This window comes from Bacillus sp. FG16 (assembly GCF_057809515.1).
The window spans coordinates 82,940-95,948 of sequence record NZ_JBMDKC010000007.1; the positions used below are offsets into that span (position 1 = coordinate 82,940).

General features: G+C 35.8%; 11 protein-coding genes. 2 read left to right on the forward strand and 9 right to left on the reverse strand.

Going from position 1 to position 13,009, the window contains the following annotated elements; translation table 11 throughout:
- Positions 1 to 21: 21 nt before the first annotated feature.
- From ACODS7_RS04810 to inhA1, 8 genes are all read right to left on the reverse strand, one after another.
- Positions 22 to 2,214, reverse strand: a complete 2,193-nt coding sequence (locus ACODS7_RS04810; RefSeq protein WP_243168311.1) for an MMPL family transporter — start codon at positions 2,212 to 2,214, stop codon at positions 22 to 24.
- 111 nt (positions 2,215 to 2,325) lie between these two features.
- Positions 2,326 to 2,973, reverse strand: coding sequence for a phosphatase PAP2 family protein (locus ACODS7_RS04815; protein WP_243168310.1), 648 nt, complete (start codon positions 2,971 to 2,973; stop codon positions 2,326 to 2,328).
- Between the two features lie 59 nt (positions 2,974 to 3,032).
- Positions 3,033 to 4,082, reverse strand: a complete 1,050-nt coding sequence (gene potD, locus ACODS7_RS04820) for a spermidine/putrescine ABC transporter substrate-binding protein PotD (RefSeq protein WP_000772490.1) — start codon at positions 4,080 to 4,082, stop codon at positions 3,033 to 3,035.
- A gap of 38 nt (positions 4,083 to 4,120) precedes the next feature.
- Positions 4,121 to 4,921, reverse strand: coding sequence for a spermidine/putrescine ABC transporter permease PotC (gene potC, locus ACODS7_RS04825; RefSeq protein WP_000714190.1), 801 nt, complete (start codon positions 4,919 to 4,921; stop codon positions 4,121 to 4,123).
- Between the two features lie 6 nt (positions 4,922 to 4,927).
- The gene (gene potB / locus ACODS7_RS04830; protein WP_000715500.1) at positions 4,928 to 5,776 is read right to left on the reverse strand and encodes a spermidine/putrescine ABC transporter permease PotB; all 849 of its coding nucleotides are present in this window, start codon (positions 5,774 to 5,776) and stop codon (positions 4,928 to 4,930) included.
- Positions 5,773 to 6,756, reverse strand: coding sequence for a spermidine/putrescine ABC transporter ATP-binding protein PotA (gene potA, locus ACODS7_RS04835; RefSeq protein WP_000720333.1), 984 nt, complete (start codon positions 6,754 to 6,756; stop codon positions 5,773 to 5,775). Before potA ends, potB begins: the two co-directional genes overlap by 4 nt.
- Positions 6,757 to 6,994: 238 nt before the next feature.
- Complete coding sequence (locus ACODS7_RS04840) at positions 6,995 to 8,362, reverse strand: aldehyde dehydrogenase (RefSeq protein ID WP_098139282.1); 1,368 nt, start codon at positions 8,360 to 8,362, stop codon at positions 6,995 to 6,997.
- Positions 8,363 to 8,533: 171 nt separating this feature from the next.
- On the reverse strand, positions 8,534 to 10,921 hold the full coding sequence (gene inhA1, locus ACODS7_RS04845; protein ID WP_016082402.1) for a M6 family metalloprotease immune inhibitor InhA1: 2,388 nt from the start codon (positions 10,919 to 10,921) through the stop codon (positions 8,534 to 8,536).
- Between the two features lie 342 nt (positions 10,922 to 11,263).
- Here inhA1 and ACODS7_RS04850 point away from each other — a divergent pair, with 342 nt between their 5' ends.
- Together ACODS7_RS04850 and ACODS7_RS04855 are read left to right on the forward strand one after the other, a co-directional pair.
- Complete coding sequence (locus ACODS7_RS04850) at positions 11,264 to 11,398, forward strand: anti-repressor SinI family protein (protein WP_000276219.1); 135 nt, start codon at positions 11,264 to 11,266, stop codon at positions 11,396 to 11,398.
- Between the two features lie 79 nt (positions 11,399 to 11,477).
- Positions 11,478 to 11,801, forward strand: coding sequence for a helix-turn-helix domain-containing protein (locus ACODS7_RS04855; RefSeq protein WP_000578866.1), 324 nt, complete (start codon positions 11,478 to 11,480; stop codon positions 11,799 to 11,801).
- A 75-nt stretch (positions 11,802 to 11,876) separates the two neighbouring features.
- On the opposite strand, the gene calY is transcribed toward ACODS7_RS04855, so the two are convergent.
- On the reverse strand, positions 11,877 to 12,470 hold the full coding sequence (gene calY, locus ACODS7_RS04860) for a biofilm matrix protein CalY (protein WP_088115516.1): 594 nt from the start codon (positions 12,468 to 12,470) through the stop codon (positions 11,877 to 11,879).
- Between the last annotated feature and the right edge of the window lie 539 nt (positions 12,471 to 13,009).

The following is a 13,009-nucleotide window of genomic DNA, read 5'->3' on the forward strand; positions in this document are numbered from 1 at the left end:
CATCAATATGATGAGCATTTTTTACGATGATTTTTCTCGTTTTTTTCGAAATGGTAACCACCAATTCCAGTCTCCAAATAACTTCATTAAGCTTGGAACGAGCATAAGACGAATAATTGTTGCATCAAGAAATATTGCTAATGCAACGCCAAGCCCCATCTGCTTTACTGGTAAAATATCAGTAAATGCGAATGCACCAGTTACAACAATCATTATTAAAGCAGCTGATGTAATGATTCTACTTGTTGAAACGAGCCCTTCTAACGTTGCTTGATCATTATCGCCTGTTTCTTCATAGAGCTCATGAATACGTGAAATAAGAAATACTTCATAATCCATACTAAGCCCAAATACGAGACCAAAAATGAAGATTGGTAAGACAAACAGAACCGGACTCGCTTCTAAACCGAAATGACCACCTTCAAATAACCAAACAACAATTCCAATGGTTGCACTTAAACTAAGTATATTCATAATAATTGCCTTAATTGGAATGAGTATAGATCGGAATGCAAATAATAATATAACAAAGGTCGATCCAAATATAACAGACATACCAATTACGACTTTATCTTTAATTTCATCTTCTAATTCTTGTTGAAACGTCGTCATTCCGCCTAGATAATACGTAACATCCGTTTCTTTATAGTTCTTTTTAAAGTCACGCACCCACTGTTTTGCAGTCTCTGTACGTGGTTTTGTTTTCAAAAAGACTTCTATCGTCGTCTTATTCCCTTTCGTGTATGCTTCAAATACAGGAGTTAGTTTTGCAGCTTCTGGCGACTGCAATATTCCAGCAACTTGATCTGCTTTCATTCCAATTAACCCGTCGTATAAACTTCTTACTTCATGTACTTTCTTATCATCTTTTAACTTTTGAACGACTTCTTCTATCTTTTGTAGACTTTCTTTTTCTTTCATATCTTTTTTCGTCTCTACAACTAACGTAACATCAGCGTGTGTTTTGACAGTTTTATTAAATGCTTCTTCATACTTTTCATATGCAATCCTTGTATCACTCTTTTCAGGTAAAGCTTCAACACTAGGGAACTGCAAATTAGCTGTACGTAACGGTAATAAGCAAATAACAATAAATGTTGTAACAACAACAATCATTGCAATTGGATGTTTCATCACAAATTGTGCAAATTTACGCCATGCTTTTGCCGGCGTATGTGCTACTTGATTCTTTTTTAATATTCTTTTACCTATTAACGATAATAGCGCTGGAAGAAGTGTGAGTGAGAATAAAATACTCATAATCACAACAATCATTCCGCTAATTGCGACAGATTGAATATAATCTATCTTAAAGAAAAACAAACCGGATAACCCAACAAATACGCATAATCCTGAAAATACAATTGCACGTCCTGCCGTCTGATATGTAATTGCTATCGCTTCTTTTACCGTTCGTTTAGCAACTTCCTCTCGAAAACGGTTCACAAATAATAGCGCAAAATCAATAGATAGTGCAAGTCCAATCATCGGTGCAACGTTTAACACGAAAATAGATAGCTCTTTATCCACACCGATGAAATACAATATACCCATCGTGCTAATAACACTAAGCGCCCCATTCAAAATCGGTAAAATTGATGCCAAAAGGCTACCAAACGAAAATAGTAATACAAGAAACGCAATTGGTAATCCAATCATTTCTGCTACTTTTAAATCATTTTGCGTTCTTTCATTAATCTCTTGATTAATTTTTGGAAATCCTGTAGGTGTTACTTTTAATGTTGCATTACTTTCTTTCTCAATCTCATCAGCAAATTGTAAAGTCTTTTCCATTCTTTCTTTATTTGTTTTCCCGGAAAATAAAATTGTCGCATAACCGATATCATCTTGTAACATTTCTTTATTTTGCATTGGGTGATGGAAAGATTCATAGTTCTCTTTCTCTTGAACATTCTTTACAATTTCATCTATTCGCTTTTTAAATTCCTCATGTGAAGCATCTTTATTTTTCTCAAAAACGAGTAGCAGCGTATCTTGAGATTTCTTAAAATCTTTATCTAAAATTTCTTTTGTTTTTTGATAGTCTCCTTCCGTTTGGAAACCGTCACCACCTAATACTCCCGGTAGCTTTGGAGCAAAAATCCCAAGTGCGATTGCAAGCAACAGTAACGCTACAATTACTGTATAACGAAATTGATACAAAAAAGCTCCTAACTTCCCCCACTTATCAACTTTATGAACATTTGTCTTCACACATTTTCACCTACTTTAAATAATTCAATTGTCACTTATACTGTATCATATCTTTATACAAACAAAAAACGCCTAGGAACACTATAATGATAGTTTTTCCAGGCGTTTTTTCTATCTCTCTTTATTAAGTCCCAATCTCTCAGTAAGTAAACGATGGTAGTAAATCGCGATAATTAACAAAATACCACCTACGCAATAACCAGCTAAAATATCAGTTGGGTAATGTACATTTAAAATGATTCTACTTAATCCAATCGATAAGATTACTATCCCCATCAAAATCGTTATGACACATTTCCCAGCTACGCTTTTCAAATTAGCCGCAATGATATAAGCAAGAAATCCAAATGTCATAATCGATAGCATTGCATGTCCACTAGGAAAACTATATCCAAGTGCATCTAGCGCTTCATTTAATGACGGACGTTCTCTCTTTACAATCTCTTTTATCCCTTTATTCACAAGATGTGTTATTAAAATTCCCATTGGATACACAATCATCGCAGCATTATAACGCTTCTTCCAAAAAACAAGCAAACTTATAACGAGCGTAGCGACTATCCCAATTGCTGATCCCAATTTTGTAAAGTACGAGAAAAATGTAAGGGAACTTTCCGTTTGTAGCCCTTTTACTAATCCGCGGACATATGTATCCATCACTGTAACGCCACCTGCATGTACGCGCCAAGCAACAATACTAAATACAGCAAATAATAAACCGATACACATTACCTCATACTGATGTAACTTCTTCTTCAAACGATTTCCTCCTACTATGAAAAAATGCGATTTCTACTTTAGAAACCGCATTTTCTTACTTATTTACCTTTTGTTTTTAGCTCTGTCCAGTAACGATCATAGTCTTTTAACTTATCGTCTACATCAACAAGCCATTCTGTACGATCTAACTCTTCTTTCGTTAAGAAAATCATGTGATTATCACGGTATTCTTTACTATGAAGAGGATGAGCTTTTTCATTTGGATTACTGTAACCAATTGACTCGTAGTTTTTCACACTTACTTTTTCATCAAGTAAGTAGTTCATAAACTTCTCAGCAAGCTCTTTATGTTTTGCACCTTTTGGAATTGCTAACGTATCAGCCCAAATTGTGCCACCTTCTTTTGGTACAACGTATTCTACATCTTTATTATCTTTTGCGATAAATGCTGCATCTCCAGACCAAACTGTTCCGATCCAAGCATCTTCTGTAATGAATTTTTGTTTAATGTTATCTGTATCAAATGCTAATAAGTTTGGAAGCAGTTTCTTTAAATCATCTGCTGCTGTCTTTAACTCCGCATCTTCTTTCGTGCTGTTTGAGAACCCGTGCTTCTTAAGACCCACTCCTAATACTTCACGAGAATCGTTTAGTAACGTTACATGTCCTTTATATTTCTCATTCCATAAGTCAGCCCAGCTCGTAGGTGCTTCTTTCACATACTTTTTATTGTATGCAATCCCTGTTACACCCCAAGTGTACACTAAAGAATATTTATTCTCTGGATCAAACGCAGGTGTTTTGAAATTAGAAACCATGTTCTCGATATTTGGGATATTCTTTTTATCTAATGGCGCTAATAAATCCATTTTTGCCATTGTTTTAACCATGTAATCAGATGGCTGAATTAAATCATACTTTGCGCCACCAGCTTGTAATTTCGCAAGCATTTCTTCGTTACTTGCGTACTTATCATAGTTAATTTTCACATTATATTTCTTTTCAAAATCTCTTAGCACTTGCTCATCAAAATTGTCAGCCCAGCTATAAATATTTAATTCTTCTTTCTTTTCACCACAACCAGCAAGTACACCAGCAACAAGGCTAAAGCTAATTGCTGCGCCAGCTATTCTTTTCATTAATTTCATCGGTTTATTACCTCCTCGTACTTTCTATATCGTTCGTATTATAAAGGAAGGTGTCCTCCAGAGTTTTCTTCACCATCTGCACCTTTGTTACGGAAGATTTCAGATAGAACCATTAATCCTACGATAGCAACAATTAAAATTGTAGAAAGAGCATTAATTTCTGGTGATACTCCGCGCTTAACCATACTGTAAATGTATAATGGCAATGTTGTTGATCCTGGTCCTGATACGAAGAAACTAATTACAAAATCATCAATTGATAATGTGAATGTTAATAATGCTGCTGAAATAACTCCCGGTGCAATTGCTGGGAACGTTACAAAACGAAACGTTTGCCAAGGCGTTGCTCCTAAATCATTTGCAGCTTCTTCTAAGTCACGTCCCATACTTGAAAGACGCGCAGCTAAAATAACAACAACAAACGAAATACTAAATGTAATATGTGCAATAATAATCGTTGTTTGTCCAAGTTCCATTCCTAGCTGACTGAAAAGAATTAGTAAAGATAATCCCATTAAAATATCAGGAATTAAAATTGGTAAATATACAAGGCCATTAATAGCCCCTTCGAAACGATATTTATAACGATGTAAAGCAATCGCAAAGAATACACCAAGTACCGTTGTCACAATCGTTGTTATAACTGCAATCGTAATACTATTTACAAATGCATCAATAACATCTTGTTTTTGAAATAAATCTGTATACCAATGGAATGTAAAACCTTCCCACTCCGCATTAATGCGAGAGTCGTTGAAAGAATAGACCATTAAAACCATCATTGGAAAATACAAGAATAACAAAATTAACCAAGAATAAGAAACTAAAAACTTCTTCATCTTTGCCTATTCCCCTCCGTTCTCATTATATTTATATACTTTCGTTGCACGATAATATAAGTAAATTAACAGAACAGAGAATAGAACAACGATAATCGATAACGCAGATCCAAACGGCCAGTCACGTGCACCTAAGAATTGGTTTTGAATAACGTTTCCGATTAATGCTACTTTCGATCCGCCCATCACGTCTGATACAACAAACATTCCGATAGAAGAAACGAATACTAAAATAGAACCAGTCGCAATTCCTGACATTGTCATCGGCACTGTTATATTCCAAAATGCCTTTATTGGTGTTGCTCCTAAATCATAAGCCGCTTCTAGCTTACGCTTATCCAGCTGCTCAATTGCTGCATACACTGGTAAAATCATAAATGGTAATAAAGAATAGACCATTCCGAGTATTACAGAAGGCGTATTATATAATAAATTTAACGGTTCACTAATAATGCCAAGTTTTAATAACAACGTATTCACAAGACCTTGTGAACGTAAAATAACAATCCATGCGTATGAACGAACAAGAAAGTTAATCCAAAACGGGATCGTTGCCAATAATAAAAGAATAGAACGATATTTGCGGTCAACAATTGTAATTGTATACGCAAATGGATAACCAATTAATAAACATATTACTGTCGTAATAACTGCGATTTTAACAGTTTCCCATAACGTTCCTAAGTACAATGGATCAAACACACGGGATATATTCTCCAGCGTAAATTGCATTTCTACTGTCCCGTAAGCTCCGCGCTGCATGAAGGCGAATCCTAATACGAATACGAGCGGGATTAGGAAGAAAATTAACAGCCACGCGACTGTAGGTAGTGCGAGTAATTTCCCTTTTTTCAATTTAAGGTCACCTCGTCCTCTTGCTCCCAGCCTACATATACATTATCTCCAATGCTCCACTGCGCTGCCTCTTCAGCAGTTTGATATGCCATTAGTAATTCTGATGTTTTCTCATCACGTACATAAAGCTTCTCCATATTTCCGACAAACTCGATATCTTCAATATGTCCAAGATGGTATTCTTTTAAAATTGGTTCTTCAACCGAACGCACTTTCACATTTTCAGGGCGAATTGCTACATAGCCTTCCCCATTTTTCACAATATTATTTTCACCGATGAATGTCGCAACGAACAATGTTTTCGGCTTATTATAAATTTCTTTCGGCGTTCCAATTTGTTCGATATGTCCTTTATTCATAACGACGATACGATCGCTCATGCTCATTGCTTCTTCTTGATCGTGCGTTACGTATATGAACGTAATTCCTAAATTACGTTGTAAGTTTTTCAATTCACGTTGCAAGTCTTTTCGTAACTTAAAGTCAAGCGCTCCAAGTGGCTCATCTAATAGTAATACACGCGGATTATTTACAATCGCTCTTGCAATTGCAACACGCTGCTGTTGTCCACCAGAAAGCTTCGCAGGTTTACGATTACGGAACTCAAGTAACTGCGTTAAACGCATTGCCTCTTCAGCACGCTCTTTCTGCTCTGCTGCTGATACTTTCTGCATTTTCATACCAAAACAAATATTCTTCTCTACTGTCATATGTGGGAATAGTGCGTAATGTTGGAACACTAGGTTCATATGACGCTTATATGGCGGCAAATCGTTAATTCTTTCATCATCTAATAAAAGATTCCCTTTAGTTGGAGTTTCAAATCCTGCGATCATACGAAGTAAAGTCGTTTTCCCGCAGCCACTCGGCCCTAAAATTGTTAAAAACTCTCCCTCTTTAATATCTAAAGAAAGAGGTGGGATAATCACTTGATTTCCAAAATGTTTTTCAACTGCTTCAACTTTAATAATCTTTTTCATTTTCCCGTCCTATCTACCTTAAATTTTAATTTTTATATTCATGAATAAATATTTATGTTCTATAGACTATTTTTTGTTTCGATCCAAACAAAAATGGTTATTTAGCAAGCGTTCGTTTCTATTCTTTATGTAGTATATTTGATTCATTTTCGCATGATACATAACGTCGAACAGAAAAACCCCTTCCATTGCGAAGGGGCTATTATCATACGGCTACGCCTACTGATAAACACCATCATCATTTTAACAACTTTCGTATGAATTTTAAAGCACTTTTTGTAGAAGAGTAACGAATTTTCATGTCGAATGCTGTAGATTGGGCTAAAATGCTTTTATAATGTGAAAAAGTCCGAAAACTTTCTTCCCCATGATAACCCCCTAATCCACTACTTCCAACACCCCCAAAAGGTAAATATGGCGTAGCAAGATGGTAGACAACATCATTAATACAGCCTCCACCATATGAAATATTACTCGTCACTTTCTTTTGTACTTCTTTATCTTCCGAAAATACATATAACGCTAACGGCTTCGGATGTTGCTGGATTGTGCCAATTACCTCTTCTATATTGTCGTACTCTATGATTGGTAAAATCGGACCAAAAATTTCATCTTCCATAACAGCATCTTGCCATGTAATATCCGCTAGTACTGTCGGTTCAATATGTAATGTATCTTTCTTATAGTTTCCACCAATTACGACTTGACCATCTTGTAAAAATCGACATAAGCGTTCAAAATGACGCTCACTTACAATACGCACGTAATTTTCATTTTGCAAAGGTTCTTTACTATACTGCTCTATAATTTCATGTCGCAGTGCCTCAACTAGCTTTTCTTTCACGGAAGAATGCACGTACATATAATCAGGCGCTACACATGTCTGCCCTGCATTTAAAAACTTACCCCAAACAATTCTTCTTGCTGTCACCTCTATCTTTGCATCTTTATGTACAATACAAGGACTTTTCCCGCCAAGTTCTAAAGTGAGCGGCGTCAACTGTTTCGCTGCTGCTTCCATTACAACTTTTCCAACGCCAACACTACCAGTAAAGAAAATATAATCAAACGGTTCCCTCAGCAAAGATGTACTCTCTTCAACGCCGCCTTCTACTACCGCTACAAGCTCTTCTGGGAATAATTCATCTAACATTCTCTTAAGCACTTTTGAAACGCTTGGCGTTAACTCTGACGGCTTTAAAACGATTGTATTTCCAGCTGCCAGTGCTCCTACAAGTGGTGCAATTGCTAATTGAAAAGGATAGTTCCACGGTGCAATAATAAGCGTCACACCATACGGTTCTGGCACTACTTTTCCTTTTGATCCAAAATGAGTGAGTGCCGTTCGAACTCGCTTCGGTTTACTCCACGATGACATATGTTTCAATTGAAAGGAAATTTCTTTTAATACATATCCAACTTCCGTTGTAAACGACTCGTGAACTGACTTATTTAAATCTAATTTCAACGCCTGAAATATTTCTTCTTCAAAATGCTGAATGCCTTCATAAAGCTTCTTCAAATTATTCTTTCTTATTTCGATGCTTCTCGTATGCCCTTTTAAAAAATATTCCTTTTGCCTACCTACAATAGAGGAAATACTCATTCACTCACCTTCTCCCACTATTTTTATCCAATTCTTTCATTATTTATATAGACTTCATATATAACAAATTTCTATTCTTAAAGTTACATTATATATGACTTTTTCAGCTATATAAAATTCATTGCTCACAAAAAAACTACCGAAAGAAAATCTCTCGGTAGTTTTACTGTATTAACGATATAAACGAACAGCACCTGCAGAATTATCATCAGCTTGTCCTACTACTTCAAACTTCAGACCAAGCTTCGGTAAAATACGTCCTGCATCTGGAATCTGTTGGTTAATATACGTTTTCGAATCATCAAACTTCGCTACACCCGCTAAGCCATCATACGTAAATGTTCCACGCGTTGGAGATACAACTTTCCAAGCTGGCGTTTTGTCGAATGAGAACGCAGCATCAGCGATTTGGAATCGTGTACTGCTCTTAACTGTTGGTTTACCATTTAAAGTACCAACAATTGCTTCTGGATGAGAATCAACAACACCAAGGAAACCGTGTCCTGGATGTACACCAACCCAGTTATCTGTATAAGCTGAATCTGCATACCATACAACCATACCAGTGTTAAATACTGGACCGCGAGCAAATTTCAACGCGTTATCTGCCCCAGCATAGTTTCTCCACTCAACATAGTAGTTATGTTTTTTCTTTTCTGTTCCGTTAGATACAACGAAACCATCTAATTTTAATTGTGGTGTACCTTCTGCATCATCAGAGAATACTACTTTACCATCAACTGTTAATGAAGCATTATCAAGAGCGAATCCATTTAATGCTAAACCACCATCAGTAATGTAATCAAATGTTAATTTTACTTTCTTGCCTTTGAATTGACTTAAATCATATGATTTGTCAATCCATTTTCCATTTGTCGAATCTGCATTTCCACTAGTTGCTTTCTCGCCAAGTCTTTCAATTAACGTTTGTTTACCATCTTCTGTTACAGCGTGTACTTCAAGGAAATCATAACCTGCTTCAATCTCATATAATGACTTGAAATCAAATTTTGCATTCGTTGCATTCGTTAAATCGAACAACGGTGTTTCCATCTTCGTATGAAGATCGTCACCTTTTGTGCTGTAATAATATTGTTTACCAAATGCTGGCTCAATTGTTTTAACATCTTTATCTGGTAAGTTAACACGGATCATACCTGGTCGATCTGATTTCGTAACACTTTGATCCAAATATGTCGCTAGACCGATACCTTTATTTAATTTCTCGTAATCTACTTCTACGATATTTGCCCAGTTACCACCAATTGTTTTTTGGAAAAACTCTTTATTTTGTGGTGAGAAACTCGTTGGCGTCGTTCCTGCGATTTTACCAGCCCAGCTTCCGCCACTCATAATAGACCAAGCTTCAATCGGCTCACCTTGACCACTATATTGTGTATCGTACTCATCTGGAAGACCTAAATCGTGACCATATTCATGTGCGAATACACCAACCGCTCCATCTTCTGGTTCAATTGTGTAGTCGAATGCTGCCATCTTTCCGCCCCAATATGGAACTTTCGCTTGTGTACCTTCAATTGGGAATGGCTTTGGTCCAACTGTCCAACGGTGCGACCAAATTGCATCATCGCCTAATTTACCACCGCCTGCTTCTTGTCCAACACCCGCATGAATAATCATTAAGTGATCGATTAAACCATCTGGTTGATTTTTATTTCCATCACCATTTACATCGTATTGATCAAATTGATCGAACTCTGATAAATCAATACCACTATCTACAGCTGCTTTTAATGCATCTTTTACTAAATCACGTGGTCCTTTTGGTCCTTTATTATCATGACCTGTCGCACCATCTGCACCGTAATCAGCAGCTTTACCAGGAACTGTTAACCATTTTGTAACTGTTCCGTCTACTGTATAACTACCGCCAGATTGCTCTTCGTAATATTGTTTAAACGTTTCGATTTTGCTGCCATCCTCTAATGCGAATGGCTCATTACCGAATAACATTTTTTCATAATGTTCTTTATTAAAATCGTTAGAATACATATATCCAGGCTCTTTGTCGATATTATTATGTTTAAAGTCAGCGTACTCTACAAGTAAAACGAGTACTTTGTCTTTACGAACTTCACCGTTATAGTCTTTTTGTTTTGCTGGAGAAGTTGGCACTTTACCATTTAGTCCGCCTTTAACTGGGCCTGACGCTGCAGGTGTCCCTGTTGCTGGTTCATTTAATTTTTCTTTCGTGTCTGCTTTCGCATCTTTTACTTTCTTTAAAAAGTCGGATGCATCTTTCGTAAGCTGGTCCCCATTTGCTGCTTCTTTTCCAGGATTTTCACCCTTTTTGTTCTCTACATACTTTTCGACTGCTTTCTTTGTTTCTGTCTCTGAAGCCTTCGAATCAATTACCCCACGTTTTTTTAGCGCATCTGCTAAACGTTCTTCCGGAATTAAATGATCATCAACTGGGCTCGTAGCTGTTTTATTCACAGGCGTTTCAGCATATGCAGATTGAGTGCCAGCTCCGAATGAAAGGCCTAATACAGCTGTCAAAGCGATTGATGACAAAACTTTGAACGGTTTCTTGTTCATCCCATATTTCCTCCCCTAATAAATAATATGTATTACAAATTGAATTTTATTAAAAATTCAATATTTTTTCAATATTTAGTCACATTATGTAATGTTTTTAATATATTTGTAAAAATTTCATAGTTAGCATACGAATATATCACAATTCAACAATGTTTTCTGAAAATATTGAAAGTTTTTATCGAACAATTTATAATTTCCATAGAGGGAGTTTAATGGGGATTTTATCTTTGTTTCATCTACACAATATTTGATAATTCACTATATAAAACACAAAATCCGATTGCATTATCATGTATTTTGTAGCAGCAATTATGACCGATAATTAGGGAGGAATTACATTTGTACAAAGATAAGACAGACGCACTGGATCAAGAATGGATTGATTTAATACTTGAAGCTCTAGATGCTGGTATCGCCATGCAAGACATCGAGCAATTTTTCCAACGTATGAAGCCATCCAGTCAGGCTCAATAGGTTTGTTCTTTTTAACGAAGTTTATGTTATAATAATGACATCATAAGACAACTACATATTGATAGAAAGGTGCGCAAATATGATTGGAGAACGTATAAAACGCCTTCGTTTACAAAAAGGGATTTCATTAACTGAACTTGCCGAAAAAGCTGGCGTTGCTAAATCTTACATTAGTTCTATAGAACGAAATTTACAAAAAAACCCTTCCATTCAGTTTCTTGAAAAGATCGCAGCAGTTCTACAAATTCCAGTTGATACTTTACTTCATGATGAAAAAACAAAGGAAACTAACCTAGACTCCGAATGGACACAACTCGTTAAAGATGCAATGAACTCCGGTGTCTCCAAAGAACAATTTCGTGAATTTCTTGAATTTACAAAGTGGAAGCAAAATCAAAAATAATAATAGAAAGAAGTGCGTACAACCAGCACTTCTTTTTCTTTATAAAAAAAAGCGGGGGATACCCGCCTTTTTTTATTATCTTTCTTCCCCAGCTTCTTGGTTAGCATTGAATGTCCATTCTAAATTCAATGTATCACCTTGGAAGATATTTTGGTCTTTTCCATTATCTACAAATTCAAATTGTACCCATAGATAGTCCTCTGTACCAGCTTCTAATCCGCCTTTTTCTCCCCACTCAGGAGCGAAGATATCTTTAGCTAAAAGATCTGGATCAGCTTTTTGTAAGTCTGCTAAAGTTGTTTCGTATACAGGCTCACTTTGTTTATCCCAGTTCCAAAGGAATTTTACTTTAACGTGCTTACCAAAGTCTTCACCAGCATTATCACCTTTTGCATCTTTCACAGTATACTTTGTTGCTAATTTAACGTCTTTAATCGCTAACGTGCCATCGTTCTTTAATAAGAACTCTTTCTTAACAGTATCCCCTGGTTTTAAATCTTTAATATCCACAAGCGTTTTAGGGTTTAATGTAAGATCTAACGTCCCAGCTGCGAATGTATTGTTTGATACTTCTTTATCGCTAAAGAATGCAAATGTTCCTCCACCAATTAAAGATAACCCCAATGCTGCTGATGCAACTCCCATACCTAATTTCTTTTTCAGACTCACAATCAATTCCCCCTAGCTGTTTTTTGTATTTTTACATTGCTACCTCTTATATAAATAAGAGATGTAAATAAAACTATATTAGCTAAGCTAATATCTGTTCTTTTTTTCAAACCTTAAGTTCATTATAACGAACAGACTTGTATAAATACAACAATATTTTTTAGTATTTTCAATTATTTTTATTTCTCAATATTGTTTTGATTTTTCAGAAAATAATACGTAATACTTTATACTAATTAATAACTTTTTTCACACTCAAATGCATTTAATACTATAAGAAAAAAGAAAAACAAAGAGGTGAGGGCTAACGTTCCCTCACACTCATATAAATATTACTAGTTTTGCTTATTCGTTCATTATCTCTTGCACCACATTCTTGTTTTCCAGCCGTTTCACTAAAGCAGTTACTCCGCTTTTTTCTGTTCTTCTGCTTTCTTTTGCTCTTCTACTTTCTTTTGCTCTTCTATTTTCTTCTGTTCCTCTACTTTCTTCTGTTCTTCTGCTTTCTTCTGTTCTTCTACTTTCTTTTGTTCTTCTGC

Coding starts and splice junctions, on each gene's coding strand:
- ACODS7_RS04855 (WP_000578866.1), top strand. CDS start 11,478: ATGATTGGAGAACGTATAAAACGCCTTCGTTTACAAAAAGGGATTTCA.
- potD (WP_000772490.1), bottom strand. CDS start 4,082: ATGAAATTAATGAAAAGAATAGCTGGCGCAGCAATTAGCTTTAGCCTT.
- potA (WP_000720333.1), bottom strand. CDS start 6,756: ATGAAAAAGATTATTAAAGTTGAAGCAGTTGAAAAACATTTTGGAAAT.
- potC (WP_000714190.1), bottom strand. CDS start 4,921: ATGAAGAAGTTTTTAGTTTCTTATTCTTGGTTAATTTTGTTATTCTTG.
- inhA1 (WP_016082402.1), bottom strand. CDS start 10,921: ATGAACAAGAAACCGTTCAAAGTTTTGTCATCAATCGCTTTGACAGCT.
- ACODS7_RS04840 (WP_098139282.1), bottom strand. CDS start 8,362: ATGAGTATTTCCTCTATTGTAGGTAGGCAAAAGGAATATTTTTTAAAA.